Origin of the sequence: Sphaerisporangium sp. NPDC088356, assembly GCF_040685555.1 — a bacterium.
Lineage (GTDB): Bacteria > Actinomycetota > Actinomycetes > Streptosporangiales > Streptosporangiaceae > Sphaerisporangium.
The window spans coordinates 71,551-97,843 of the sequence record NZ_JBFBIK010000008.1 but is presented as its reverse complement, the minus strand read 5'-3'; the positions used below and the strand labels follow the sequence as shown (position 1 = coordinate 97,843).

Sequence of the window (26,293 nt, the reverse complement as noted above, 5' to 3'; positions counted from 1 at the left end):
GGTGCTCAAGGAGGCCCGGGTCGACGTCCTGGCCGGCTAGGTGAGGTAGCGCTCCACGGCCACGATGTGCCCGCCGGTGTGGTGCAGCACCGCGATCGCGCCCTTGCGGAGGTGGGTGTCCTCAGCGTGGCCGTCGAAGCGGTGCTCGCAGATGCCGGTGATCAGCTCGGGCAGCACCTTGCCGTGGCCGCACACCGCCGTCGGCCTGCCCTCGTCCAGGATGGACAGCACCAGCGACAGCGACAGCGAGGTGTCGTACTCGGTCTCGGTCAGCAGCCGCTCCGTGCGGATCTTGAGGACCTCCCTGGCGGCGTACGGCAGGAGCGTCTGGACGCACCGCCTGCTCGGCGAGCTGACCAGCGACGTCGGCCGGTACCCGTACAGCAGGTCGGCGATGGTCCTGGCCTGCGCCTCGCCCGCCTCGTCCAGGGGGCGCAGGTCGTCGTCGCCGCTCCAGTCCTGCCGTGTGCCGGCGTAGCCGTGCCTGGCCACGACGAAGGGCGTCGTCTCCAGGGGCGCCGCGCCGAACGCCCGCAACAGCCCGGCGTCCCACTCGTACGTCAGCCGGGCGCGCGCCTCCTGGACGGGCAGCCAGACCATCGCGTCCACCTCGTCGGAAGGCTCCTGGGCCACCTCCTCGATGGCCCGCGCCACCCAGTAGTCGACCCGCTTGAGCCGCCCGCCCTTCATGTAGTGGACGGGGGGCAGGTGACGTCCGAGCGCGACGCTGAGCCCGGTCTCCTCGGCCACCTCGCGCAGGGCGCCCGCGATCACGTGCTCGCCGGGCTTCAGCTTGCCCTTCGGGAAGGACCAGTCGTCGTACTTCGGCCGGTGGACCACGGCGACCTCGGGGTCGCGGCTGTCGCCCCGCCACACCACCGCTCCACCGGCGCGGACGATGTCGGTCGGGTGCACATGGCATTCAGTCATCGATGGACCTCCACCGCCGGGTTCCGACCAGATGGGCCTGGAGGTCGATCAGGGGCTCGCCGTTCTCGCCGAGGTGGTGGCGCACCCACGTGCCGTCGCCGTTGAGCCACCAGCTGCTGGTGGTGTCGGCCATGGACAGGTCGAGGAGCTCTGAGAGGTACGTGCGATGCTGCGCGCTGCTGACCTTCACCAGTGACTCCACCCGGCGTTCGATGTTACGGCGCATCAGGTCGGCGCTCCCGATCCAGATCTCCGGGCGCCGGCCGCCGCCGAACTCGTAGATCCGGGAGTGTTCGAGAAATCGTCCCAGAATGCTCCTGACCCGGATGTTCTCCGACAAACCTGAAACGCCCGGCCGGAGCGTGCACACGCCTCGTACGACGAGGTCCACGGGCACGCCGGCCCTCGACGCCGCGTACAGGGCGTCGATCAGCGGCTCGTCCACCAGCGAGTTGGTCTTGATCCGGATCCGGGCGGGGCGGCCGGCCACGTGGTGGGCGATCTCCCGCTCGATCCTGGTCATCAGCCCGCCGCGCATGGAGTGCGGGGCGACCAGCAGCCGCCGGTAGGCCGAGTGGTGGGAGTAGCCGGTCAGGTGGATGAACAGGTCGGTGAGGTCCTCGCCCACCAGCGGGTCGGCCGTGAGCAGGCCGAAGTCCTCGTACTGCCGGGCTGTCTTCGGGTTGTAGTTGCCCGTGCCGATGTGGCAGTACTGGCGCAGCTCGCCGGAGGGCTCCTGCCGTACGACCAGCGCCAGCTTGGCGTGGGTCTTCAGGCCCAGCACGCCGTAGACGACGTGGCAGCCCGCGCGCTCCAGCTTGCGCGCCCAGGTGATGTTGGCGTGCTCGTCGAACCTCGCCTTGATCTCGACCACGACCACGACCTGCTTGCCGGCCTCGGCGGCGTCGATCAGCGCGTCCACGATGGGGGAGTCGCCGCTGGTGCGGTAGAGCGTCTGCTTGATGGCCAGTACGTTCGGGTCGGCCGCCGCCTGCTCGATGAACCGCTGCACGCTCGTCGAGAACGAGTCGTACGGGTGGTGGACCAGGATGTCGCGCTCACGCAGGACCGAGAAGATGTCGTCCTCGGCGTGGACGGCCTCCGCCGGGACGAAGGGCGTGAAGTTCAGCTCGCCCCGGTCGAGGTCGGCGATCGCGTGTAACCCCGTCAGGTCGAGCGGGCCCGGCAGCCGGTAGATCTCGTGGTCGGACACGTCCAGCTCGTCGACCAGGAGGTCCAGGACCGCCCGGCTGATCGTGTCCTCCACCTCCAGCCGGACGGGCGGCCCGAACCGCCTCATCAGCAGTTCCTTCTCCAGCGCCTGCATGAGGTTCTCGGTGACGTCCTCGTCCACGTCGAGGTCCTCGTTGCGGGTCACCCGGAAGACGTGGTGCTCGACCACCTCCATGCCCTTGAAGAGCTGGCCGAGGTGGGCGGCGATCACATCCTCCATCGGGACGAATCGCTCCCTGGAGGCGGAGACGAAACGGGGGAGCTGTGAGGGGACCTTGACGCGGGCGAACACGGTGTGCCCCGTGCTGGGGTTGCGCACCGTGACAGCGAGGTTGAGTGACAGGCCCGAAATGTAGGGGAACGGGTGGGCGGGGTCCACGGCCAGCGGGGTCAGCACCGGCCTGACCCGCTCGCGGAACAGCTTGCGCATCGCCGTGCGCTCGTCCCTGTCGAGGTCGTCCCAGCGCACCACCTCGATCCCCACGCTCGCGAGCTGGGGACAGACCTGCTTGTGGTAGGCGGCCGCGTGGCGCTGCGCGAGGTCGTCGGCGATGGCGGCGATCCTGGCCAGCTCCTCGCGTGGCTTGAGCCCGCTTTTGGTGCGAAGCAGCAGGCCAGTCGCCATGCGGCGTTTCAGTCCCGCGACGCGTACCCGGAAGAACTCGTCGAGGTTGCTGGCGAAGATGGCGAGGAAGCGCACCCGTTCCAGCAGTGGCACAGCAGGATCTTCGGCAAGCTCCAGGACCCGTTCGTTGAAGTGGAGCCAGCTCTCCTCACGATTGAGGAAGCGCTCCTGGGAAACAGGTAGGTCGTCGTGTCCTTCAGGGGTCGGCGGCACGATCTCGGCGGACATATGTCCAAAATGCCCTACTTAATTGAACGGCAAGTTAACTTTTTAGCAACGACGGTTTTACTTACTCGGGCTTGCCGAGTCGTCGCCCTGCCACCGTTCCCCGCCCTGCGCCTGCTCCGGCCCCGCCACCAGCTCGGCACGTTCCACCAGCGGGACGCGTTCAACCAGCTCGACGCGCTCGACCAGCTCCACCCGCTCGGCGCTCTCTGCGGCGAGCCGGGCCCTGCGCGCGGTCTCCCGCTCGGCCTGCTTGGCCTGCTGCTCCAGCAGCTTGAGCTCCTGTGCGCGGAGTTTCTCCTGGTCGCGGCGCCCCTCAGCCAGCAGCCGCTCGCGCTCGCGCTGCTCGCGTGCCCTGAGCTTCTCCTGCTCGCGAAGCAGCTTCTCCTGCTCGCGCTGCTCGCGCGCGCGGATCTTCTCCTGCTCCTTGAGCTCCTTCTCCCGGGCCTTCTCCTGCTCCTTCAGCTCCTTCTCGTGAGCCTTCTCCAGGTCCTTGAGCTCCTTCTCGGTGGGCCTGGTCAGGGTCCGGAGCTCGATGACGGGGGGAGCCTCGATGCGGCCGCCCCGCGTGGAGGCGGCGGTGAGGCCGGGATGCGGCTCCAGCCCCGTGAGACCGTTCCAGGCGAGGTTGACCAGGTGAGCGGCCACTTCCTCCCGGTCGGGCTTGCGGGCGTCCAGCCACCACTGGCCGGTGAGGGCCACCATGCCGACGAGCATCTGCGCGTACATCGGGGCGAGCGTGGGCGCGTACCCACGGTCGGCGAACTGGTCGGCGAGCACGTCCTCGACCTGGCTGGCGATGTCGCTGATGAGGCTCGCGAACGTGCCGGTGCCGGAGGCCGCGTGGGAGTCGCGCACCAGGATGCGGAAGCCCTCGCTGGACTCCTCGACGTACTGCAGCAGGGCCAGGGCGGCGCGTTCGAGGCGGATCCTCGGATGGCCGGCGTTGAGCGCGAGGCCCACCAGGCTGAGCAGCCGCTGCATCTCCCTGTCGACGACGACGGCGTAGATGCCCTCCTTGCCGCCGAAGTGCTCGTAGACGACCGGCTTGGAGACCTTCGCGCTGGCCGCGATCTCCTCGATGGAGGTGCCGTCGAACCCCTTCTCGGCGAACAGGGTGCGGCTGACGCGGATCAGTTGTTCCCTGCGCTCCTTACCGGTCATGCGTACGCGCGATCGCGGTTCGGTCATGGGTCTAATAATGGCTGGCGCGGTGGACACGGCAACCGCCAACGTCCCAGTTTGCCCAGCTATATCGAGATTTGAAGGGTCAAGCACGGCCGATATGGGGGTTCGGGCCGCCAGCCGGCGGCCCGACATTGGGGCGGAGTCACCCAAGCCGCTTCGCCGCCAGACGCTCAGGGGTCGGCCACCTGACGTCGGTCGCCCAGCCGGCCTGCTCGAACCACCGGATCACGCGGGCGCTCGGGTCGAGCTGTCCCTTGAGCGCGCCGTGACGGGCCGAGGTCGGGTCGCAGTGGTGCAGGTTGTGCCACGACTCGCCGAAGGACGGGATGGCCAGCCACCACACGTTGCGGGACTTGTCGCGGACCTCGAAGGCCTCGTCGCCGAACACGTGGCACACCGAGTTGATCGACCAGGTGACGTGGTGCAGCAGGGCGATGCGCACCAGGCTGGCCCAGAAGAACGCGGTCAGCGCGCCGGTGAACGACCAGGTCACCAGGCCGCCGATCACCGCGGGCAGCACCAGGGACGCGAACACCAGCTGCGGGAAGGCCTTGTGGATGCGGGCGACGTCCTTGTCGTTCATCAGGTCCTTGGCGAAACGCTCCTGGTTCGTGCGCTCGGAGGAGAACATCCAGCCGATGTGGGCGAACAGCAGGCCCTTGGTCAGCGCCTTCCAGTCGTTGCCGAAGCGCCACGGGGAGTGCGGGTCGCCCTCCTTGTCGGAGTACTTGTGGTGGCGCCGGTGGGTGGCGACCCAGTCGATGACGCCCATCTCCAGCGACATGCTGCCGGCGATGGCGAGCACGATCTTGAGCGGGCGGTTGGCTTTGAAGGACCCGTGCGTGAAGTAGCGGTGAAGACCGACGGTGACGCCGAGCCCGGTGAAGACGTAGAAGAACGCGGTGATCGCGACGTCGCTCCAGCTGAGGAAGTGTCCCCAGGCCATGGGCACGGCGGCGATCAGTGCGAGGAACGGGAGCGTGACGAAGATGACCAGGAGGACACGTTCGAAGTTGCTCTTGGGGTCGGGCTCGAGATCGGGCCGGGGGGGCGGCGGCGTCGAACGGTCTACGACGACGGTCATGGGCTACCTCACGTGATTCTCGACGAAAGTACTGACGATCTGTAGCTACGTAACCGTAACCTACGCCATCGTAAGTTAGGAATCCCTAAGCTTGAAATGTGGAGAAGATGACGCTTCGAGCGTCATCCGGTGGCGGTTCCATGCCTTGCGCATTCATGCCCGTATCTGTTAGAGGAACGCGCGCGGCAGGCCAAAAGGCTGGCCGAGATGTCCCAAGGATGCGTTCCCGGCAGGGCCGCGCACGTACGCTGACCAGGCGTCCGGCGGGCTCTGTGGTGAGGACGCCTGGCCGCGTGGGGGTCTCGCCCTGTGGGATGGCGGGAAATGCGTTGAGCGGCAAGAGGCTCTGGTGGGTATCCTTGTCACCGCGGTTTGGGAAGTTCCTCGAATCGATCCGGCGTGGGGTAATTGGCAGCCCACCTGCCTTTGGAGCAGGGTTGTCCTGGTTCGAGTCCAGGCGCCGGAACTTCTGTCCGCACATGGCGCGCGCCGCCCGCGCCCGAGAGAGTTCAGGCCTCTTCGCCGAGGGGGCTGGATCGGTCCGGGGAGGCGGCAGGTATTCTCACGGTGTCGGGCGGATGGCCGTGCGGTGCCTGGGTAGTGGCCGTGCGTCATATCCCGCACCGTCATGTCTCAGCCGCGACGCCGAGGGAGCCTCAGTCCGTGAGTGTGCCGCGCCCGGCAGCCGTCATCGTCCTCGCAGCCGGCGAGGGAACCCGGATGAAGTCCAGCAAACCCAAAGTCCTCCACGAGCTGTGCGGTCGCGCCCTTGTCGACCACATGCTCACCGCCGCGAGAGGCCTCGCGCCCGAGCGGCTGATCGTCGTGATCGGCCACGCGCGCGAACAGGTCCAGGCCTACCTCGCCGCAACCGGCCCCGATGCCCACGCGGTCGTCCAGACCGAGCAGAACGGCACGGGCCACGCCGTCCGCACCGTCCTTGAGTCGGTCGGCACGATCAACGGCACGATCCTCGTGACCTACGGCGACACGCCGCTGCTGCGCACCGAGACCTTGGCCGAGCTGCTCGCCACCCATGGGGCCGAGGGCAACGCCGTGACCGTGCTCACCGCCGAGGTGCCCGACCCCACGGGGTACGGCCGCATCATCCGCGACACCACGGGTGCCGTGCTGGCGATCGTCGAAGAGAAGGACGCCTCGCCAGAACAGCGGGTGATCAAGGAGATGAACTCCGGCGTCTACGCCTTCGACGGGCTGCTGCTGGCCGACGCGGTGAAGCGGGTGTCCACCGCCAACTCCCAGGGTGAGGAGTACCTCACCGACGTGCTGTCGATCCTGCGGGAGGACGGCCACCGGGTCGGCGCGTACGTCGCCGGCGACCACGTCGAGGTCGAGGGCGTCAACGACCGCGTCCAGCTCGCCTTCGCCCGCACCGTCCTCAACACCCGCATCCTCGAAACCCACATGCGCGCCGGGGTCACGATCGTCGACCCCGCGACGACCTGGGCCGACGTCGAGGTGACCATCGCGCCCGACGCGGTGATCCAGCCGGGCACCCAGCTGCACGGACGTACCGCCATCGCCTCGGAGGCCGTGGTCGGGCCCGCGACGACCCTCACCGACACGGTGGTGGGCGCGGGGGCCGTGGTGCGCAACTCCGTCTGCGAGGGGGCCGAGATCGGCGACGGGGCCTCGGTGGGCCCGTTCGCCTACCTCAGGCCCGGCACCGTGCTCGGCCGCAAGGCCAAGGCCGGCACCTATGTCGAGATGAAGAACGCCCGCGTCGGCGAGGGTTCCAAGGTGCCGCACCTCACTTATGTGGGCGACGCGACCATCGGCGAGGGCACCAACATCGGCGCCGCGAGCATCTTCGTCAACTACGACGGCGTCGAGAAGCATCACACGACCGTGGGCGACCACGTCAGGGTCGGCAGCGACAACATGCTGGTCGCCCCGATCACGATCGGCGACGGGGCCTACACGGCCGCCGGCTCGGTCATCACCAACGACGTTCCCCCGGGGGCGATGGCGGTGGGCCGGGCGCACCAGCGCAACATCGAAGGGTGGGTCGCGCGCAGGCGCGCGGGCACCGCTTCGGCGGAGGCCGCGCGGCGCGCGACGGTCCCGGTCGATCAGGCGGCACAGGCCGGCATGGCTCAACAGGGCAAGCGGGCCGATCAGGCCGCGCGGGCCGGGGAAGAACAGCGGGGGAGCACCGAATGAACCAGCGTGGCGAGCGAACCGAGAGGCACGGTGACTCGCGGGCGTGCCAGGCGAACCGCCAGGCGAGGAGGGGAGCATGAGCGGCAAGAAGACGACCGGCGAGAAGCACCTGATGTTCATCTCCGGCCGGGCGTATCCCGAGCTCGCGGAGGAGGTGGCGCAGCACCTCGGCATGGACATCACCCCTACCAAGTTGCACGACTTCGCCAACGGTGAGATCTACGCCCGCTACCTCGAATCCGTACGGGGCAGCGACGCGTTCGTCATGCAGAGCCACACCGAGCCGATCAACAAGTGGATCATGGAACAGCTGATCATGGTGGACGCCCTGAAGCGGGCGTCGGCCAAGCGGATCACCGTGGTCCTGCCGTTCTTCGGCTACTCCCGCCAGGACAAGAAGGGCCGTGGCCGCGAGCCGATCACGGCGCGGCTGATGGCCGACCTGTTCAAGACCGCGGGCGCCGACCGGCTGATGTCGGTCGACCTGCACACCCCGCAGATCCAGGGCTTCTTCGACGGGCCTGTGGACCACCTGTTCGCCCTGCCGGTGCTCCACCGCTATCTCAGCTGCAAGCTCGACCCGGCGACCACCACGATCGTGTCGCCCGACACCGGCCGTGTGCGCCTGGCCGAGCGCTGGGCCGACCAGCTCGGCACCGCGGTCGCGTTCATCCACAAGCGCCGCGACCTCGACGTGGCGAACCAGGTCAAGGTGCACGAGGTGGTCGGCCAGGTCAGGGGCCGCACCTGTGTGCTGATCGACGACATGATCGACACCGGCGGCTCGATCTGCAAGGCGGCCGACGCCCTGTACGAGCAGGGAGCCACGAACATCATCGTGGCGGCCACCCACGCGATCTTCTCCGACCCGGCCGTCGACCGCCTGAAGAACTCCCGCATCTCCGAGGTGGTCGTGACCAACACGCTGCCCATTCCCGAGGAGAAGCGGTTCGACAAGCTGACCGTGCTGTCGATCGCCCCGCTGATCGCCCGCGCCATCAGCGAGGTCTTCAACGACGGCTCCGTGACCAGCCTCTTCGAGGGCGACAGCTGACCGGGAGCCGAACATCTCGCCCGTACGGCCCGTGACCGCCCGGTCAGGGGCCGTACGGCTTTCAGTACAAGGGGCTCTCTTCGGGCGGGTAGTCTTTGAGGGTTGTTCGCGCTCGTAACGCCTTCCGCTAGGGCGGGTGAGGGTGAGCGCCTTCCATTCCTGAGCCTCCCTAGGAGATACGCCGTGTCCGAGGTAAAAATCGCCGCCGAGCCCCGCACCGAGTTCGGCAAGGGCGCCGCGCGCAAGATCCGCCGCGAGAGCAAGGTTCCCGCCGTCCTGTACGGCCACGGCATCGAGCCCAAGCACCTGACCCTTCCGGGTCACGAGCTGCTGCTCGCCCTTCGCACGCCCAACGTGCTGATCCGCCTCCAGGGTGAGGGCGTCAACGAGCTGGCGCTGCCCAAGGGCGTCCAGAGGGACCCGATCAAGGGGTTCTACGAGCACGTCGACCTGCTCCTCGTGAAGAGCGGCGAGAAGGTCACCGTCGACATCCCCGTCACCCTGACCGGTGACATCGCGCCGGGCGGCCTGCTCGACCAGCAGCTCGTCTCCGTCTCCGTCGAGTCGGAGGCCACGCACATCCCGACGGGTGTCGAGGTCGACATCGAGGGCCTGCAGATCGGCGACGTCGTGACCGCCGGCGACCTGAAGCTGCCGAAGGGCACCTCCCTCATCGCCGAGCCGGAGACCGTCGTCCTGCAGGTCATCAACGTCCCGACCTCCGCCGAGACCGAGGAGGCCGCGGAGGCCGAGTCCACCGGGTCGGCCGAGTAGTTTCCCGTATCGTCGGCAGGGCAGCCAGGAGGCCGGTCACCGGTCACCGGGCTGCCCTGTTCGGTCTGAAGGACATTCGAAGGCGCTGAATGTGGAACGGAGAGGTCTGTCGTGGACCGCTGGTTGATCGTCGGGCTCGGCAACCCCGGGCCGGAGTACGCCGGTAACCGGCACAACGCCGGGTTCATGGTGCTGGACGAGCTCGCGGCCCGGGTGGGCGGCCGGTTCAAGGCGCACAAGGCCCACGCCGAGGTCCTCGAAGGGCGCCTCGTGGGCGCTCCCGCCGTGCTGGCCAAGCCCCGGTCGTACATGAACCTCTCCGGCGGGCCCGTCAAGGCGCTGGCCGACTTCTACAAGGTCGCCCCGGCGAACGTCATCGTGGTCCACGACGAGCTGGACATCCCGTACGGGGCGCTGCGCGCCAAGCTCGGCGGGGGCGACAACGGGCACAACGGCCTGCGGTCGATCAGCAAGTCGCTGGCCACCAAGGACTACCTGCGGGTGCGCTTCGGCGTCGGCCGCCCGCCCGGCCGCATGGACGCGGCCGACTTCGTGCTGCGCGACTTCGCCACGGCCGAGCGCAAGGAGCTGCCGCTGCTGGTCGACCGCGCCGCCGACGTCGCCGAGTCGCTGATCGTCTCGGGTCTTGAGGCCACGCAGAACACCTTCCACCCCTCCGACCTGAAGCCGGTGAAGCCGCCGCGCTAGGCCCGCGCTTCGCGGAGTTTCTCGATTTCCCCAAGATTCTCTCATGGTGGCGCTAGCATCCCTCACGGACAGTGTCCGATCGGTTACGGGAGGGTGCCTGGTGGACGGCGAGCGGTCGGCGGTCACCGTCCAGAGGGCGCCTGCGGCTCCCGCCTCCACCGCCTTACCCGGACGGCCGTCCCTGCCAGGGTGGGCCCGGCGCTACCGCCTGCAGGCCATGGCCGCCGATCTCGGGTGCGGTCTGCTCGCCGGGGGAGCCGCCCTGGTCGTGCGCTTCGGTGAGGTCACCCCGTATGTCGCCCCGTACCTCCTGCTCAGCCTGGTCCTGCCGGTGCTGTGGGTCGCCATGGTGGGGCTCAACCGGGCGTACGAGGCGCGGCTCATCGGGGTCGGGTCCGAGGAGTTCCGGCGCATCACCCAGTGCGGGTTCTTCCTCATCGCCGGAGTGGCGATCACGGCGTATGTGACCAAGACCGATCTCGCCCGAGGGTACGTCGTGCTGGCGCTCCCGCTGATGACGGTCCTCACCCTCTCCTGCCGGTACGGGCTGCGCTGGAGGCTTCACGTGATGCGGGCCAGGGGGCAGTGCATGCGGCGGGTGGTGGCGGTGGGCCACCGGGCGTCCGTCGGCGATCTGGTCCGGCTGTTCCGGCGCGAGCCGTACCACGGCATGGAGATCGTGGGAGCGTGCCTGCCCCGCGAGGACGTCATGGAGGACGTGCAGGGCGTCCCCGCGCTGGGCGACTTCTCCGACATCCCCCTGGTGGTCTGCCAGGCCGCGGCCGACACCGTGGCCGTGCTCGCCTGTCCGGAGCTCGACGGCACCGCCCTGCGCCGCCTCGCCTGGCGGCTGGAGAAGACCCGCACCGACCTCGTGGTGGCCCCGGCGCTCATGGAGGTCGCCGGGCCGCGCACGACGATCAGGCCGGTGGCGGGGCTGCCGCTCCTGCACGTGGAGCATCCCGAGCTGTCCGGGGTCCGCCAGTTGCTCAAGAACCTTTTCGACCGCGTGGTCGCGGCTGTGGCGATCGCCGTCCTCGCGCCCGTCCTCACCGTGCTGGCGCTGGCCGTACGGGCCACGAGCCCCGGGCCGGCGCTGTTCCGGCAGACCCGGGTCGGCAGAGACGGGGTGGAGTTCACCATCCTGAAGCTGCGCACGATGAGCCGCGACGCCGAGCGCCACAAGATCCACCTCGTCAGCGACCGGGACGGCCTGCTGTTCAAGATCAGAGGCGACCCCCGCATCACCCCGCTGGGCGGCTGGCTGCGGCGCCACTCGCTGGACGAGCTGCCGCAGCTCCTCAACGTCCTGCTCGGCCACATGTCGCTGGTCGGGCCCCGGCCCCCCCTTCCCGACGAGGTGGCCGGGTACGGTGACGACGTCAGGCGGCGGCTGGTCGTCAGGCCGGGCATGACGGGTCTGTGGCAGGTGAACGGCAGATCCGATCTTTCCTGGGAGGAATCGGTACGGTTGGACCTGCGTTATGTCGAGAACTGGTCTCTCATGCTGGATCTTCAGATCCTGTGGAAGACCTGGTCCGCCGTGGCACGCGGCTCGGGTGCTTACTGACCCGGCCGCGGGAACTCGGGTTCGGCATCAGGAAGGGCAACGTGACGATACGCGACGACCACGCGCTGGCCAGGGATCTCGCGGCCGAGGCGGGTGAGAGGCTGCTCGCGCTGCGCTCCCGCCAGGGGTTCGACGATCCTGTGGCGCTGCGCGAGGCGGGTGACCGTGAGGCCCACGCCTATCTGGCCGAGTCGCTGTCGCGCCTGCGGCCGAGCGACTGCGTGCTCTCCGAGGAGGGCACCCGCGAGGAGCGGCTCGACCCGCGCCGCCAGTCCGCCGACCGCGTGTGGATCATCGATCCGCTCGACGGCACGCGGGAGTTCGGCGACAAGGGGCGCGCCGACTGGGCCGTCCACGTGGCCCTGTGGCAGCGCGCACCCCGTTCATCCGGGTCCGGTGGCGATACCGCCGCGTCCGCGCGGGGAGACCTCGTCGCGGGGGCCGTGGCGCTGCCCGCCCAGGGGGTGACGCTCTCCACCGTCCAGCCGCCCGCACTGCCCGCGCCGCCGTCCGGCGGCCGTGAGGGCAGGGTTCGCATCGCGGTCAGCCGCACCCGGCCGCCGGAGTTCGTCAGGAAGCTGGCCTACCTCGTCGGCGCCGACCTCGTGCCGATCGGCTCGGCGGGCGCGAAGATCGCGGCGGTGCTCACCGGGCAGGTGGAGGCGTACGTGCACGCCGGAGGCCAGTACGAATGGGACTCGGCCGCGCCCGTGGCCGTGGCCCAGGCGGCGGGAGCCCACGCGAGCAGGATCGACGGCTCCCCGCTGATCTACAACCAGGGCAACCCCTCGTTGCCGGATATCCTGGTCTCCCTACCGGATCTGGCGCCAACGTTGCTCGCCGGCATCCGCGACGTGCACCGTTAGGGCAAGACTCCCGGAGGAAGAGCAGATGCTTCAGAGCGACTACACGACGTCGCAGCTTGACGTACTCGAAGCCGAGGCCATTCACATCATGCGTGAGGTCGCGGCCGAGTTCGAGCGCCCCTGTCTTCTCTTCTCCGGCGGCAAGGACTCGATCGTCATGCTGCGGATCGCCGAGAAGGCGTTCTGGCCGGCGCCGATCCCCTTCCCGCTGATGCATGTGGACACCGGGCACAACTTCTCCGAGGTCATCGAGTTCCGTGACCGGCGTGCCGGCGAGCTGAACGCCCGCCTCGTCGTCGCGTCCGTCCAGGCGTCGATCGACGCGGGCCGGGTGGTCGAGGAGACCGGCCGCCGCGCGAGCCGCAACCGCCTCCAGACCACCACCCTGCTCGACGCGATCGAGGAGCACGAGTTCGACGCCGTCTTCGGCGGCGCGCGGCGCGACGAGGAGAAGGCCCGCGCCAAGGAGCGCGTGTTCTCCTTCCGCGACGACTTCGGCCAGTGGGACCCGAAGAACCAGCGTCCCGAGCTGTGGAACCTCTACAACGCGCGCATCCGCAAGGGCGAGCACATCCGCGTCTTCCCCCTGTCCAACTGGACCGAGCTGGACATCTGGGACTACATCCGGCGTGAGGACATCGAGATCCCGTCGATCTACTTCGCGCACACCCGCAAGGTGTTCGAGCGCGACGGCATGCTGCTCGCCGACGCCGACGTCGTCAACCGCGACGAGGATGAGCCGACCTTCGAGACCGTCGTGCGCTACCGCACCGTGGGCGACATGACGTGCACCGGCGCGGTGCAGTCCGACGCCGCCACGGTGGACGAGATCATCGCCGAGATCGCCGCCACCCGCATCACCGAGCGGGGCGCGACGCGGGCCGACGACCGCGCCTCCGAGGCCGCCATGGAGGACCGCAAGAAGGAGGGCTACTTCTGATGCCCCTTCTTGTTTCCGTCCCGGGTCCGTTCCCCCGCCGCGCCGGCCGTACAACCGATGGAGAGCAGTACTGATGGACATCCTGCGTTTCGCCACGGCGGGTTCGGTCGACGACGGCAAGTCGACCCTCATCGGACGCCTGCTCTTCGACTCCAAGGCGATCTTCGAGGACCAGTTGGAGGCCGTCGAGCGCACCAGCCGTGACCGCGGCACCGAGTACACCGACCTGTCGCTGCTCACCGACGGCCTGCGGGCCGAGCGCGAGCAGGGCATCACGATCGACGTGGCCTACCGCTACTTCGCCACGCCGAAGCGGAAGTTCATCATCGCCGACACCCCGGGCCACATCCAGTACACCCGGAACATGGTCACCGGCGCCTCCACGGCCGATCTCGCGGTCGTGCTGATCGACGCGCGCAAGGGCGTGGTCGAGCAGTCCCGCCGCCACGCCTTCCTCACCACGCTGCTGCGGGTGCCTCACCTGGTGCTCGCGGTCAACAAGATGGACCTGGTGGACTACTCCAAGGATCGCTTCGAGGAGATCCGCGAGGAGTTCACGGCGTTCGCGGCCAAGCTGAACGTCTCCGACCTGACCTTCATCCCGATCTCGGCGCTGCACGGCGACAACGTGGTGTCCCGCTCGGAGAACATGCCGTGGTACCAGGGCACGTCGCTGCTGCACCACCTGGAGAACCTCCACATCGCCTCCGACCGCAACCTCGTCGACGTGCGCTTCCCCGTGCAGTACGTCATCCGTCCCCAGCGGGCCACCGACCCGGCCTTCCACGACTACCGTGGGTACGCCGGCCAGGTCGCGGGGGGCGTGATCAAACCCGGTGACGAGGTGATGCACCTGCCGTCCGGCCTGTCGACGCGCGTGGCCGCGATCGACACCTTCGACGGGCCCGTCGAGGAGGCCTTCGCGCCGATGTCCGTCACCCTCCGCCTGGAGGACGACATCGACATCTCGCGCGGCGACATGATCTGCCGCCCCAACAACAGGCCGCAGGTCGCCCAGGACCTCCAGGCGATGGTCTGCTGGATGACGGACGGCCTCAAGCTGGGCCCGCGTTCCAAGCTGGTCATCAAGCACACCACGCGTACGGCTCGCGCGCTGGTGCGCGATCTGCACTACCGGCTCGACGTGAACACCCTGCACCGGGACGAGGCGGCCACATCCCTCGGGCTGAACGAGATCGGCCGGGTGTCGCTGCGGGTCACCCAGCCCCTGTTCGTCGACGACTACTCAAGGAACCGCCTCACCGGCGGTTTCATCCTGATCGACGAGACCACGAACGGCACCGTCGGCGCCGGCATGATCGTCGACGCCCGCTGAGAACCGCCGGTGCCGGGCATGGTCGTCTAAGCCCGCTGAGGACTGTCGGTGGCGGGTGGCAGACTCGCTCGGCATGACTGACGATGTGCGGCTGAGGGCCGTCGACGAAGCCGACCTGGAAGTGTTCCTGGAGCAGGAGCACGACCCGGAGGCCGTGCGGCGGTCCAAGTTCCCTCCCCGGGAGCGAGAAGCCTTCATGACCCACTGGACCACGAGGATCCTCGGCAATCCCACGGGACTGGTGCGGGCGGTCATCGTCAACGGCGAGCTCGCCGGCAACATCGCGTCCTGGTGGGAGCAGGAGCGGCGCTTCACCGGCTACTGGTACGGCCGCGCGTTCTGGGGCCGGGGCATCGGCAGCACGGCGATGATGCTCTTCCTAAAGGAGGAGAAGACCCGCCCGCTCTACGCCGATCCCTACGTCGGTAACACCGGCTCGGTGCGGCTGCTGGAGAAATGCGGTTTCCAGCGCACCGGCACGATCGAACACGGAGAGGACGAGCACATCATGCTCGTTCTGACCGAGAGCTAGGTCTGGCCGTACGGCGGGTCGCGAAGTCAGCGATTTCCGGACGTTTCAGAAAGCGGCCCGTCCAGGCACGGCATAGCGGACGCGTCGAGCAGGGGCTCACCGTTGAGCGGCGGGCTGGCTGGGATCTCGCACCAAACGGTCCATCCCGACCCCTCGGGGTTGGAACAGAAGTCCCACCGCCCACCCGAGAGCATGTCGACAATGGCAAGCCCTCGCCCACCCTCCGCAAGCAGAAACCCCGGCTCCGTACGGACGCGAGCGCTTCCGGCCGCGCGTTCGGTAGAGGCGAGCGGGGCCTTGGCTGTGCGTTCTGTGGGTTCGGCGGTGAGGGCCGTACGCACGCGCTCGGCTGCCGATTCGCTTTGAACGCGTGGGCTTTCGGTTGCCAAGCCCGTGTCCCGGACCTCGACGCGTAGACGGTCGTCGTACGCCGACAACCGCAGGACGAGTGGCTTGGACACCGCGCGCCCGTGGGCCCCTGCGACCTGGTGCCGGGCGTGCCTGAGGGCGTTGGTCACCAGCTCGGAGACGGCCAGCCGTACGGACTCGTACGCCGGATGCTCCGTCCCGAGCCAGTCGCGGACCTCGGCACGGGCGCGCGACGCGGATTCGGGGTTGCTGGGCAGGCAGAGCTCTCTGAGCGTATCCGGCGCCATTGGTATGCCTTTCCCGGTCGGTTCCGGTTGAATTCCTGTTTCGCCCCGGCCCGTTGACCGAGGCGCCGCCGTGACGTTGAGCGCGGCCCTCATACGGTCGCAAACAATCGGGGGAGTGAAAGGTTTATTCGTGTTCGCAATGTGTTCACAATCGCGTGAACCCTCTCGACCGGCTTTGTGAATGCCCAGCATGATGGCCGTGACGTGGTATCAGGCGGCACGAGAGGAGCCCGGAGGTGACCGTTACCCTGGAGTCGGATCCGTCCATATCCCCGCGTATTCAGTTCGGGACAGAACTACGTAAATTCCGACTTTCCGCAGGTTTCTCACAGCGGAAACTCTGTGATGCGATCCACATCCTGGACGAGAGCGTCCTCCACCGTCCCATCGCTGGGTCGGAGGTGATGAAGGGCCAGTTCGAGCACCTTCTGCATATCGGCGAAAACCCTCGTATATCCCTTCAGGTGCTTCCGTACAGCGCATGTAGCGTGGTTGGGTTGATGGGTGGTTTCGTCGTCGCGGACATGCCCAAGGGAGCGCCTCCTGCGGCCTACATTGAGTCTCAGAGCACGGAAGACCGAGTGAGCGAGCGGTCGGATGAAGTGAAAGGTCTAGCACTCAGGTACGACGTGATCCGAGTGGACGCCCTACCACGTTCTGAATCACTTAGCATGATCAAGAAGACGATGCGGAGATGGACGACGTGACTGAGGAACTTCGAGGCGCCGAGTGGCGCAAGTCGACTTTTTCCGGCGACGACGGAAGCAACTGTGTCGAGATCGCCCGCCTGTCCGGTGGGTGGCGGGGTGTGCGTGACAGCAAGGATCGCGGTCGTCCCGCGCTTGTCTTCAGCTCAGTGGAGTGGGCCACCTTCCTGGCCCACCTCAAGGCCGACCACTCCGCCTGACCCCGGCATCCCCTAACCGCTTCACCGAAGTCCTCCGAACACACATTCCCGGAGGGCTTCCCGTCACGGAGACGATGCGGACGGAGATGGACAACGTGACCCAGGAACTCGCCGAGGCCCGGTGGCGCAAGTCGGCTCATTCGGGAAGCGATGGAAGCAACTGCGTCGAGGTCGCCCACCTGCACGGCGGACGCCGGGCCGTACGTGACAGCAAGGACCGCAACGGTCCGGCCCTCGTCGTCACCCCCGAGGAGTGGACCACTTTCCTCACCCATGTGAAGACCGACCGTCCCGTCTGACCGACGGATCGCATAGATACATAAGCGGCCCTTCGGGTTACCCCGGAGGGTCTCTCCACTTCAGATCCGTTGGAGCGGGCTACCGTCCACGACGCCCGCCTGCGATCCATCGCACACCTCCTGTCGCGACCGGGAGGAAGTTATGCTGGCTCACGTACGCCCCGGGTATCGCCACTGCTGCGCATGCGACCCGGGGCAAGCTTTTCTCGGCAAGTGCCTGCTGCGCGCCCCTGATCCGGGCCTCGCCTCGGGGTTGTGGGCCACGGAATTCCCAGCAGCCTCACCGCTTCTCGCGCAGCCGCGAACGTACCGCGGTCGGTGCTCTGGGTGTCAGGGCCGCGGGTGCAGCACCGCGATCGGGATGACCCGGCCGGACTTCTCTTGGTATCTGCTGAAGAACGGTGCGCGGGCGAGTACCACGCCGGCCCACAGGTCGTCCCGCTCGGTCCCCTCGGTCACCCGGGCGTCGACGTCGTGCTCCTCGCCGCCGAGTTGGATCCGCGCCCATCCGGCCGCCCTGAGGTTCCCAATCCACTGCGGGTTGTTCTTCATGCCACCGGCGGACCCGATGACCACATAGCCGCCATCGTGCCGGAAGCACGCGACCGCAACGGTACGGGGCGTGCCCGTCTTGCGGCCGGGCACGGTCAGCAGCAGGAGCGGGAGACCTTTCGCGGTACCGCCGACGCGGCCGTTTGTTCGACGGTAGAGCCACACGGCGGCCGCCGTGCTCGTCCGCATGGCACTCTTCAGCGCCGGGTGCATAGCGCCGGGCGGTACGCCGCGGACCCGCCGGATGTAGCGGGCGTAGCGCCGTTGGCCCACCAGCCGCCACATCACGCGGGCGGGCGGCGGCAGTTTGCCGAAGAACAGGTCGCGGTCGGTCGCCGTCGCGACCTCCAGCATCTGGCCGACCATGATCGGCATCGCGCTGCGCGGGAACTTGTCGAAGGACTGCCGCCCGACTTCCTCCCACTCCGCGACGGTGAGATGGTCGCGTACCAGCGGGAGGATGTGTGCCTCCTCCTCGTCCAGGTGCTCGGCGAGCGCGTCGGACAGCCGGGTGAGCGTCGCGGCCAGTTCACGCCCTAGCGCCGCGGTCGGGTCGCTACGCCACTGTTGGAGCAGGCGCCGCGCGTGCTCACTGGACCCGGCGACGACCTCGTGCTGGCCCTGCATCCGGTGCACGAGCTCGGCCTGTGGTTGCGCGCGCTCCAGGAGCCTTGGCCACAGGTACTCGTCCTCGGTGCTGTGATGGTAGTGCAGGGCCGTGAGGGTGAACTCGAGGTGTTCGGCGATGTTCGCGGCCCGCGGGGTGTCGCCGGCCGGTGCACGCCGTACCAGGTCGGCGAGGAGCCGGAACTCTCGGCGGAAGATCCGGTGGATGACCACCATGTCGTGGGTGTCAGGTACGGCGTTGGTCATGGCGTCCTCGTTCGTGTGCGGTCGCCTGCGGGGGTGAGACACGGCATGATGCGGTCGAAGGTGAGCCCTGCCCGCCGGCACGCCTGCTCGACCGACGCCGGTGACCCGGCCGCGAAAAGGCAGAAGCCGACCTCGTCCCCGGGTACGAACACCGTCAGCAGGAGGTCGATCACGGTGCCTTCGGCCGTCATCTCGTCGATCGAGCGGCCGATCGTGTGTGCCGCCTGTTCCAGTAGCTCACCGGTTACGTCCGAGCGGTACCACTCGACGAGGTAGTGGGACAGGTCGGGCGTTGGCGGTCGGCGCATGGGTTCACGCTAGATCGACGATTAACGCGAAGAATCAGGTGTTTCCCTATGGGGCGCGGCGGCCATCCGGTGACCGAGTTCGGCGCGCGAGCGGATGCTCAGCTTGCGGTAGACGCGGGCAAGGTTGGCCTCGACGGTCTTCGCGCTGATGAACAGGGCTGCGGCGACATCGCGATTGGTCATGCCGGTCGCGGCCAACTCGGCGACCCGCCGTTCTGACGGGGTGAGCTCAGTGCCGCCGGAGTGGCCGGCGCCGACGCGTTCGAGGTCGGCCCGGGCGCGCGCGGCCCACAGCGGGGTACCGAGCTCATCGAAGACGCGTACCGCGTCCTGCAACGCCGTAGCGGCCGCCCGCTTGAGCCGGCGCCGTCGTTGGATTCGGCCCAGGACCAGCTGGGTACGGGCCCGCTCGAACGGCATCGGCAGCCGCTCGTGCTCGGCCAGGCTCCGCTCGGCCGCATCGGACGCCGCATCGAGGTCTCCTCGTGCGGCCAGCAGCAGGCTCCGGCAGCGGGCCCCGAGCGCCAGCGCCCAGGCGCGGTCAAGCCGGCGGCCGTTGCGTTCCAGTTGCTCCACCAGCGCCGCCGCCTCGTCCAGCCGTCCCACGGCGATGAGGGCCTCAGCGGCGTCGGGCGCGAACGGGGCGGCCGTCGGTTCCCCGTACCCCATAGCCGTCGCGGCGCCCACCAGCGGGCCCAGCGTCGCGGCCGCCGCCTCGTAGTTCCCGAGCGACACCTCCAGGAAGCCCAGGGTGATCGTCGGCCACACGGTGACCGCGAGACAGCTGCCCCGCTCAAAGATCACCAGCGCCTCGCGGGCCGCCCGGCGAGCCTCGTCGGTTCGGCCGGCGTAGGCGGCGACGGTGGCGTGGGTCGACAGTGCGACCGCGAACGGCAGGCCGGTGCCCAGTTGCCACGCCCGTTCCAGCGTGTCCTCAGCGATCAGGTGCGCCTCGGCCAGGTTTCCCCGCCAGCACTCGACGATCACGTGGTGGAAGGCGCCGAACATCAGGTCGCTTTCCTCGCCGCGGTCCAGGCAGCTCCGGCGCAGCGCGACCAACTGGTCCCGGGCCTGGTCGAGCCGGCCCGTCCAGCCGAGCAGCAGGCTGCTGATCAAGCTCGGACGCAACATGATCGGGGCGGGTACGTCGCGGTTCTCCAGTTCGAGGGCGCGCCTCAGGGTCGGCTCGTCGAGCCCGCCACCGCTCAGAAAGCGGATCATCACCGCTCCGGCGAGCGCATTGGCCAGCAGGCCGGGATCGCCCAGCCCTTCGGCGTCGGCCACCGTGCTGCCGGTCAGCTGGTTAGCGTCTGGAATGCGACCGAGGTTGACCAGGACGTAGAGCAGCTCGATCAGGATCCGGACGCGTAGCCACCGGTCCGTACCGGTCTCGTCGAGCGCTCGCTGCAGGTAGCTCGCCGCCTCGCGGTAGTCGTCATCGTGCAGCCGTAACGTGGCGAGCAGCCGCAGCGCCTCGGCCCGCAACCGACCCGGTGCCAGAGCCGCGACCACCTCCTCCAGCATGGTGCGGGCCCGCACAGGGTCGCCCGCGTCGAAGTGGTGCTGGGCCGACCGGATCCGGCGTTCGGGGGCGTCCGCTCCGAGCTCGACGGCCAGGTCGAGCAGTTCGGCGGCGGCGGCCGGCGCACCCCGTCGCCGAGCCCGGTCGGCGGCCTCGTCGAGCGCCGCCGCGGTCTCCTGGTCGGCCCGAACCGCTCCGAGCGCCAAGTGGCGGGCCCGCTCCTCAAGGTCGACCGGGCCGGCCGCGAGCCGGCGGTGCATCGCGCGTCGGTCGCCCGGCGACGCGGCCGCGTAGACGCCGGCGGCGAGCAACGCATGGGTGAATTGGACGCGATGGCCGTCGAGGCGGATCAGGCCGGCCCGCTCGGCGTTTTCGAGCAGCCGATCGACCTCGCCGGAATCGATACGCACCGCGAGTTGGACAGCCTCAACCGTCGGATCGGCGAGCGCCGCGACCGCGAGCAGCGCCTGCTGGACGCCGGCCGGTATCCGCCCGACACGGTCGCGGACGAGATGGGCCAGGTCGGTCGACAGCGGCCACACCGGACCGGACGCGCGGCCGTCCCCCACCGTCCGGGCGAGTTCGAGCGCGTAGAACGGGTTGCCGCCCGACACCTGCTGGACGCGAACCATCGCCGGCCGGGGCAGCGACTGCCCGAGCCGTGCCCGGATCACCCCGTGTAGCGCACCAAGGCTCAACGGCCCCACCCGCAGATGCCGCATGCGGTCGGGATCCGGTAGCCGGACGAGCGGACCCGGATCGTCGTGCTCCCCGATCCGTAGCGCCGCCAACACGCCGACCGGTGAGCGCAGGCGGCGCACCGCGAACCCGATCGCCTGGACACTGGAGGTGTCCATCCATTGCAGGTCGTCGATCGCCAGCAGAACCGGTCCGTCGTCGGCGAGCCGCTCCACGATGGACAGCAGCGCGGCGCCGGTGGCGCGGCGATCCGGGGAGGCGGCCTCGGGGTCGGACCGCAGCAGGACGACATCGATCGCCCGGCGTTGTGGATCCGGCAAGCTTCCCAGTACGGCGGCGGGCAGATCCCCAAGCAGGTCGGCCAGCGACGCGTACGACAGCTGCGTCTCCACCGCCGCAGGGCGGCACGCCAGGATGCGAAAGCCACGCCGCCGCGCCTGCCCAACCGCGCCGACCCACAGCGTCGTCTTGCCGATGCCGGGCTCCCCTTGGAGCACCAGCCCCGCCGGGCCGGTGGACAACGAGTCGAGGAAACGCGTGACGATCCCCAACTCGGCCTCCCGCCCGATGATCCCAACGCTCATCGCATCAGCGACGTTCTCTTCGGATACGTCAAACACCACCTCGAAGACAACGGCGACCGCCAACTGCGGGGCCGCATCTACCGGCAAACAGCGTCGTGTGCAAATTCTTAGCATCCTCGCTGAGCGGCCCGAATGCTACGGCTACTCTCGCCGACGAACTATTCGGGCTGAGTCCGCTCGGCGGCTTCAGCTCTTTGGTAATCGAGGCGAGGCGGAGCGGGGGACCTGCAGATCCACCCGATCACGCTACGACAGTTCGGGCATCAGCTCGCGAATCGGCTCTAAGTCGAGCTTCTCTGGGGGAGACGGAAGCAACTGTGTCGAGATTGCCCTGCTGTCCAGCGGGCGCCGCGCCGTGCCTGATAGCAAGGACCGCGGAGTGGGGCGCCTTCCTTGACCACCTGAAGGTCGATCATTTCTCCTGATGTCGGCACACCGCTCTGACCGCGTTTCCACTCTGGCTCGTACGGGGGCGGCGGTACTCCCGTGCGGGTTAGGCTGAGCCCATGACCGCTGAGCCGCTGCATGATGCCAGGGACGACCCGGCGGAGATCTTGCGCATCCTGCCCGAGATGTGGCATGAGCAGTTCCTCAGTGAATATCACAGAGCCTTGGACGCCGCCCATGAGGTCTGGCGGTTCCATCAGCTCCGTGACCTCTTGCATGTGTGGCGTCTGCGGGCGGCGGCCTTCTCCAACCCGGACTTCGAGAGTGCGGCTCAGGCCGCCCGCGAGCGGCGCTCAGAGGAGTTCGTCCCAGCGGAGAACGTCATCCCCGGCTGGAGCGAACGCCTGTGAGCTATCGCGTGGAGTTCCACGTGTCGGCTCTGGTGCAGCTCAAAGGTCTCCCTGGTGAAGCGTTCGACGCTTTGGTCAAGCGCGTTGCGGATCTGGTCGACGCGCCATGGGACGCTCAGGTGCTCTACCCAGATGAGCCGGAGTTCCGGCAGACGCTCTTCGGTGACTTCGGCGTGTTGTTCTTCCAGATCGACGAGAAGGTCGAGCTGATCCGGATCTTCAACGTGACCTGGGCCGGCTGACATCCGCCGGGTGGGTGCCTTCCGTCCGTAAGGGCTCGGCCTTGAAGCGACCGGCGGCGTCAGGCGGTGAGTTGGCGGATGGTGGTATGGATCTTGTACGTGCGCAAGTCACCGCGTACGCGCAGGAACCGGGTCGAGGTTGCCCACTTGCGTGGTGGCCGCCGGGCCGTACGCGACAGCAAGGACCGCAACGGCCCCGCCCTCGTCTTTACCCCTGTGGAGTGGACTACCTTCCTCGACCACCTGAAAACGGACTTAACCGCCTGACCATGGACATGTGATCCTTGAGAAGGGGGCGACTCAGGAGGCCGGATCGGCGAGAATCCTCCTGCGGAAGGCCCAAAAAAGGCGATGGGGAGCGGCCCGTACGGGCGACTCCCCTGCCTAAGTCTCACTGAGAGTAGTTCCCCGCCGGGCCTGATCACAACCGAACACGCGACATCCAAGTCTCAGGCTTTTGGGACTTGTCCATCACTGACCCCATCAGGAGAGCTGGCGGGTGATGGTGGGGTCGGTGATGGTGGTGTCGTTGGCCAGGAGGAAGGCCTTGGAGAGGATGACGGACAGCATGCCGCCGTCCTCTTCGAAGGGCAGGAACACCGTCTTCGCCGCGCGGTCGGCGCCGGGGACGATGCAGAGGTAGGCGTCGTTGGGCTCCATCAGGATGTTCCCGGAACCCAGGTGGATCTTGTACGTGCGCAGGTCTCCGCGTACGCGCAGGAACCGGTCGGTCAGCTCGGCCCGGTCGGCGATCTTCAGCCGTGGCAACAGGCGCGCGAGCGCGTCCCTGCGGGTGCGGGCGGTCTCGGTGAGCTCGCCGAAGCCGTAGGAGTGCCAGTACTCCTCGTGCCCGCCGATCGCCTGCTGGTCGAGCCCGGCCGAGGTGACCCCCACGGCGAGGTCGGCGTCGCGCAGCACCTCGGACAGCACCAGAGGCGGAACCTCGGTCAGCGGTATGCCGTCGCGGGGGAGGAGGTAGCCCGCCCGCTCGTTGTGGCCGCGCGCATCCTCTGGCCGGTGGTAGAAGTGGAGCTCCTCGCTGAGGCAGAACGACGCCGTGCCCCACTGGTCGGCCTCGGCGCCGGAGGTCACGCGCATCCCCCAGCGCGCCCGCCACCCGGACAGCTCCTTGAGCGCCTCGCCCTGGTCTCCGTTGCACTCGTAGTCCCAGTGGCCGATGGACAGGCCGGTCCAGCCGCGCTGGGACAGCAGCGCCTTGGCCTGGCCGTAGCGCAGCACATGGCCGGCGAACCGGTTGGAGTAGGTCGCGGTCCGCTCCTCGGCGGGGGTGAGCAGGTAGACCTCGCGGAAGGCCTGCTTGAACGGCTGGCGCACCCCGGCGTCCAGCAGGTGGTCACGCCAGGCGCGCACGTCCTCGGCGGTCTCCCGGATCGGGTGCCACAGTAGTACCGGGGTGTCCGGCCGGAGTTGGATGCGGCGGCCCAGGGGATCGGTGAGCTCCCACCCATTGCCCATCTTGACCGGGATGCCCGCCGGGCCCTGCAGGATCTGCCAGATCAGGGTGCGCGCGTACGGGCCCGTGACGGGGTGGTCGAGGAAGAACTCCTCGACCTGGCGCCAGCGCCACATCCGCCCCGTGATCAGGGCCCGCTCCAACCGGAACCGCTCGGCCGGAAGCGCCTGCTTCAGCTCCTTGAGCGTGGTCTTCAGCTCCGCCAGCGCCGGCTCCTTGCGGATCGACTGCGGCGCCGACTTGACCGCCTTGCCCGCAGCGTTGACGAACTGGAGGGCGGGACCGTCCACGCAGAGCCGTACGAGACAGTCACCGATCTTCTCCTCGCGCACTCCCTCCGGACCGAGCCCGAAGGCCGGCACCGTGCGGTCGAGCAACTGCTCCGGAGACAGCTTCGCCTGTTCCGCCACCACGTCCAGCGTGCGGTTCACGTTCGTGAGCACCGACTTCTTGCGGACCTTGGCCTGGACGCGGGCGAGCTGCGCCACGGTGTCGAGCCCGCCCCTGCGCGCCACGGTGCCCACGGCGGCATTGGCCAGCATCTCGCTCCGGGAGTTGGCCCCCGAACCGCCGATTCCCGTTCCGGTCGTGACGGCGATGTCTCCCAGGAGTGAGGTGACCCACGGCTCGTCGATCAGCTCGCACGTCCAGACCATGCCGCGCACGGGTATGGCCGTGCGTTCGTGCAGGAAGACGGTCTCCCGCCACTCGTAACCGTTGTCGGCCCGGCGCTCGATCGTCTTCTCCCGGCGCGCGGCGACGAGGCCGAGAAGCTCGCGGACAAGACCGGCCGCCTCGGCCGTCAGCAGCGTCTTCGCCGTCTTGAGCCACCTGACGCTGGGCCTTGCGGACCGTGCGGTGTTCCAGTGGCGCAGCAGAGGCAGCACGGCCGGATCTGCCAGCCTCGGGCCGTACTTCTCGGCCAGGAGACAGGCGAAGTCGTCGCAGTCCCACAGCACGTTACGCACCGCCCCGGCCGGGCCGTTCTCGGCCGGTTCGGTCAGGATGTCGTCGAGCTGGTCGTGCAGCGCCTCCCAGACCGGCTTGTGGTACCGGCGGAACCAGCCCGGCGTCCATTCGAGAGTCCGGCGGCGCTCGGAATAGCTCAGGCATCGGACGGCGGCCAGCGGGATGCGGTACAGCTCCGGGTAGTTCGTGTGCCGCCAGGTCATCAGCGCGTTGGCGGCTCCCCAGAGGAAGCCGACATCCTGGACGGTCCACGGAATATCGCTCTCCGCGACGAACCGCACTGCGCGCAGGACGCGCTCCTCGTAGTCGCCACCACCATCGAGGCCCTTGGCGAGCCGCAGCTGTGTCCAGCGGCCGAACACCCGCCGGTCGTGATCATCCGAGACATCGACCAGGTCGTGGAGGGAGGCATGCCCCGCCTCGAAGGCGCCGTCGAAGCGGCCGAAAGCGCCCAGGACCGATTCATCGAGATCGCGGACCCAATGGTCGTGAGCAGACGGGAAGTCGCTGATGACGCCCATGTCAGCCTCCGACCAACGGGACGAGCTTGATGAACGACACGACGGAATCGGTGATCAGATCGATCTCCTCGGAGAGGTCGACGATCTGGCGGTCCCCGATGAGCAGCAGGAACCCGTTGCGCTGGAACGCCTGATCGGCGATGTCGGCCTGCCGCTCCCAGTCGATCCAGCGTCCGGCGCCCATACGGTAGCCGTTCAGCTCCACCTCGGCGTCCACCGGGCGGACCAGGCCGTTGTACGTGGCGGTGGGCGCGGCGTTGTACCGGGCGACCTCCTCGCGCACGCGGAGTCGTACCAGCTCGCGTGCCGAGATGCTGTCTGGAAGATCGGGGAGCGCGAACTCCTCTAAAGGCCTGCCCGTGGCAGTCTCATCCCGGAAGGTGACCGTGGCCATCCCATGTCTCCATTGGTGAAGGATCATCGTGATGGGCCAATGAGTATCAACCTGCTCCGACAGAACGGCATCCTTCGATCGTGAGCCTGGCGGGAGTAGCGATGGACGACCTTTCGATGCTTCGCGACCTCGGCCGCGACCTGGAGCACGAGCCGCCCGCCACGCTGGCCCACCAGCGTCATGGCCTGCTCGGCATGACCGCGGGCGAGGGGTCCCGCCGGGGCCTGTCCGGGGCGAGTTCCCGCCG

The 26,293-nt window shown here is 68.5% G+C and carries 26 protein-coding genes and 1 tRNA gene; 17 read left to right on the top strand and 10 right to left on the bottom strand.

The window, feature by feature from the left end:
• Window positions 1-36: 36 nt before the first annotated feature.
• From AB0O34_RS05690 to AB0O34_RS05675, 4 genes are all read right to left on the bottom strand, one after another.
• Window positions 37-930 carry an NUDIX hydrolase gene (locus AB0O34_RS05690; protein ID WP_363913001.1) on the bottom strand — a complete coding sequence of 298 codons (894 nt, stop codon included), beginning with the start codon at window positions 928-930 and terminating at the stop codon, window positions 37-39.
• The gene (locus tag AB0O34_RS05685) at window positions 923-3,016 is read right to left on the bottom strand and encodes an RNA degradosome polyphosphate kinase (RefSeq protein WP_363912999.1); all 2,094 of its coding nucleotides are present in this window, start codon (window positions 3,014-3,016) and stop codon (window positions 923-925) included. The genes AB0O34_RS05690 and AB0O34_RS05685 overlap by 8 nt, the downstream gene beginning before the upstream one ends.
• A gap of 57 nt (window positions 3,017-3,073) precedes the next feature.
• Window positions 3,074-4,204, bottom strand: a complete 1,131-nt coding sequence (locus AB0O34_RS05680) for a TetR family transcriptional regulator (RefSeq protein ID WP_363912997.1) — start codon at window positions 4,202-4,204, stop codon at window positions 3,074-3,076.
• Between the two features lie 139 nt (window positions 4,205-4,343).
• A complete protein-coding gene (locus AB0O34_RS05675; RefSeq protein ID WP_363912995.1) occupies window positions 4,344-5,285 on the bottom strand; it encodes an acyl-CoA desaturase in 942 nt (313 codons plus the stop codon).
• 393 nt (window positions 5,286-5,678) lie between these two features.
• Here AB0O34_RS05675 and AB0O34_RS05670 point away from each other — a divergent pair.
• The 10 genes from AB0O34_RS05670 to AB0O34_RS05625 all read left to right on the top strand — a co-directional run bounded on the left by AB0O34_RS05670 (window position 5,679) and on the right by AB0O34_RS05625 (window position 15,249).
• Window positions 5,679-5,751, top strand: a tRNA-Gln gene (locus tag AB0O34_RS05670).
• A gap of 197 nt (window positions 5,752-5,948) precedes the next feature.
• Window positions 5,949-7,469, top strand: a complete 1,521-nt coding sequence (glmU, locus tag AB0O34_RS05665; RefSeq protein ID WP_363912993.1) for a bifunctional UDP-N-acetylglucosamine diphosphorylase/glucosamine-1-phosphate N-acetyltransferase GlmU — start codon at window positions 5,949-5,951, stop codon at window positions 7,467-7,469.
• A gap of 76 nt (window positions 7,470-7,545) precedes the next feature.
• Complete coding sequence (locus tag AB0O34_RS05660) at window positions 7,546-8,523, top strand: ribose-phosphate diphosphokinase (protein WP_363912991.1); 978 nt, start codon at window positions 7,546-7,548, stop codon at window positions 8,521-8,523.
• Window positions 8,524-8,706: 183 nt separating this feature from the next.
• Window positions 8,707-9,297: a 50S ribosomal protein L25/general stress protein Ctc gene (locus tag AB0O34_RS05655; RefSeq protein WP_363912989.1), complete on the top strand. Its 591-nt coding sequence runs from the start codon at window positions 8,707-8,709 to the stop codon at window positions 9,295-9,297.
• Between the two features lie 111 nt (window positions 9,298-9,408).
• Window positions 9,409-10,005, top strand: coding sequence for an aminoacyl-tRNA hydrolase (gene pth, locus AB0O34_RS05650; protein ID WP_363912987.1), 597 nt, complete (start codon window positions 9,409-9,411; stop codon window positions 10,003-10,005).
• A gap of 217 nt (window positions 10,006-10,222) precedes the next feature.
• On the top strand, window positions 10,223-11,575 hold the full coding sequence (locus AB0O34_RS05645; protein WP_363913030.1) for a sugar transferase: 1,353 nt from the start codon (window positions 10,223-10,225) through the stop codon (window positions 11,573-11,575).
• Window positions 11,576-11,616: 41 nt separating this feature from the next.
• Window positions 11,617-12,441 carry a 3'(2'),5'-bisphosphate nucleotidase CysQ gene (locus tag AB0O34_RS05640; protein ID WP_363912985.1) on the top strand — a complete coding sequence of 275 codons (825 nt, stop codon included), beginning with the start codon at window positions 11,617-11,619 and terminating at the stop codon, window positions 12,439-12,441.
• A gap of 25 nt (window positions 12,442-12,466) precedes the next feature.
• Window positions 12,467-13,381, top strand: a complete 915-nt coding sequence (gene cysD / locus AB0O34_RS05635; RefSeq protein ID WP_363912983.1) for a sulfate adenylyltransferase subunit CysD — start codon at window positions 12,467-12,469, stop codon at window positions 13,379-13,381.
• A 73-nt stretch (window positions 13,382-13,454) separates the two neighbouring features.
• Window positions 13,455-14,717: a sulfate adenylyltransferase subunit CysN gene (gene cysN, locus AB0O34_RS05630; RefSeq protein WP_363912981.1), complete on the top strand. Its 1,263-nt coding sequence runs from the start codon at window positions 13,455-13,457 to the stop codon at window positions 14,715-14,717.
• 73 nt (window positions 14,718-14,790) lie between these two features.
• On the top strand, window positions 14,791-15,249 hold the full coding sequence (locus AB0O34_RS05625) for a GNAT family protein (RefSeq protein ID WP_363912979.1): 459 nt from the start codon (window positions 14,791-14,793) through the stop codon (window positions 15,247-15,249).
• Window positions 15,250-15,275: 26 nt separating this feature from the next.
• On the opposite strand, the gene AB0O34_RS05620 is transcribed toward AB0O34_RS05625, so the two are convergent.
• The gene (locus tag AB0O34_RS05620) at window positions 15,276-15,905 is read right to left on the bottom strand and encodes an ATP-binding protein (RefSeq protein WP_363912977.1); all 630 of its coding nucleotides are present in this window, start codon (window positions 15,903-15,905) and stop codon (window positions 15,276-15,278) included.
• A 236-nt stretch (window positions 15,906-16,141) separates the two neighbouring features.
• Between AB0O34_RS05620 and AB0O34_RS05615 the strand changes: the two genes are divergently transcribed.
• The 3 genes from AB0O34_RS05615 to AB0O34_RS05605 all read left to right on the top strand — a co-directional run bounded on the left by AB0O34_RS05615 (window position 16,142) and on the right by AB0O34_RS05605 (window position 17,111).
• On the top strand, window positions 16,142-16,612 hold the full coding sequence (locus AB0O34_RS05615; protein WP_363912975.1) for a DUF5753 domain-containing protein: 471 nt from the start codon (window positions 16,142-16,144) through the stop codon (window positions 16,610-16,612).
• The gene (locus AB0O34_RS05610) at window positions 16,600-16,812 is read left to right on the top strand and encodes a DUF397 domain-containing protein (RefSeq protein WP_363912973.1); all 213 of its coding nucleotides are present in this window, start codon (window positions 16,600-16,602) and stop codon (window positions 16,810-16,812) included. The genes AB0O34_RS05615 and AB0O34_RS05610 overlap by 13 nt, the downstream gene beginning before the upstream one ends.
• Before the next feature lie 74 nt (window positions 16,813-16,886).
• Window positions 16,887-17,111, top strand: a complete 225-nt coding sequence (locus AB0O34_RS05605) for a DUF397 domain-containing protein (RefSeq protein ID WP_363912971.1) — start codon at window positions 16,887-16,889, stop codon at window positions 17,109-17,111.
• Between the two features lie 330 nt (window positions 17,112-17,441).
• Here the strand turns inward: AB0O34_RS05605 and AB0O34_RS05600 are convergent, their stop codons facing one another.
• Genes AB0O34_RS05600 through AB0O34_RS05590 form a run of 3 tightly spaced genes read right to left on the bottom strand, consistent with a single transcriptional unit; the run spans window position 17,442 to window position 21,712 of the window.
• A complete protein-coding gene (locus AB0O34_RS05600) occupies window positions 17,442-18,536 on the bottom strand; it encodes a nitroreductase/quinone reductase family protein (RefSeq protein WP_363912969.1) in 1,095 nt (364 codons plus the stop codon).
• Window positions 18,533-18,844 (bottom strand): hypothetical protein, encoded by a 312-nt coding sequence (locus tag AB0O34_RS05595; protein WP_363912967.1) that lies wholly within the window; start codon window positions 18,842-18,844, stop codon window positions 18,533-18,535. The genes AB0O34_RS05600 and AB0O34_RS05595 overlap by 4 nt, the downstream gene beginning before the upstream one ends.
• Before the next feature lie 21 nt (window positions 18,845-18,865).
• Complete coding sequence (locus AB0O34_RS05590) at window positions 18,866-21,712, bottom strand: AAA family ATPase (RefSeq protein WP_363912965.1); 2,847 nt, start codon at window positions 21,710-21,712, stop codon at window positions 18,866-18,868.
• On the opposite strand from AB0O34_RS05590, the gene AB0O34_RS05585 reads away from it, so the two are divergent.
• The 4 genes from AB0O34_RS05585 (at window position 21,633) to AB0O34_RS05570 (ending at window position 22,955) form a co-directional block, all read left to right on the top strand.
• Window positions 21,633-22,046 (top strand): DUF397 domain-containing protein, encoded by a 414-nt coding sequence (locus AB0O34_RS05585; RefSeq protein WP_363912963.1) that lies wholly within the window; start codon window positions 21,633-21,635, stop codon window positions 22,044-22,046. The genes AB0O34_RS05590 and AB0O34_RS05585 overlap by 80 nt on opposite strands.
• A gap of 109 nt (window positions 22,047-22,155) precedes the next feature.
• Window positions 22,156-22,446, top strand: a complete 291-nt coding sequence (locus AB0O34_RS05580; RefSeq protein WP_363912961.1) for a DUF6247 family protein — start codon at window positions 22,156-22,158, stop codon at window positions 22,444-22,446.
• On the top strand, window positions 22,443-22,688 hold the full coding sequence (locus AB0O34_RS05575) for a hypothetical protein (RefSeq protein WP_363912959.1): 246 nt from the start codon (window positions 22,443-22,445) through the stop codon (window positions 22,686-22,688). The genes AB0O34_RS05580 and AB0O34_RS05575 overlap by 4 nt, the downstream gene beginning before the upstream one ends.
• 78 nt (window positions 22,689-22,766) lie before the next feature.
• Window positions 22,767-22,955 carry a DUF397 domain-containing protein gene (locus tag AB0O34_RS05570; protein WP_363912957.1) on the top strand — a complete coding sequence of 63 codons (189 nt, stop codon included), beginning with the start codon at window positions 22,767-22,769 and terminating at the stop codon, window positions 22,953-22,955.
• Between the two features lie 216 nt (window positions 22,956-23,171).
• On the opposite strand, the gene AB0O34_RS05565 is transcribed toward AB0O34_RS05570, so the two are convergent.
• On the bottom strand, window positions 23,172-25,652 hold the full coding sequence (locus tag AB0O34_RS05565; protein WP_363912955.1) for a DUF4132 domain-containing protein: 2,481 nt from the start codon (window positions 25,650-25,652) through the stop codon (window positions 23,172-23,174).
• Window position 25,653: 1 nt separating this feature from the next.
• Window positions 25,654-26,046, bottom strand: a complete 393-nt coding sequence (locus AB0O34_RS05560; RefSeq protein ID WP_363912953.1) for a hypothetical protein — start codon at window positions 26,044-26,046, stop codon at window positions 25,654-25,656.
• Window positions 26,047-26,293: the final 247 nt, after the last annotated feature.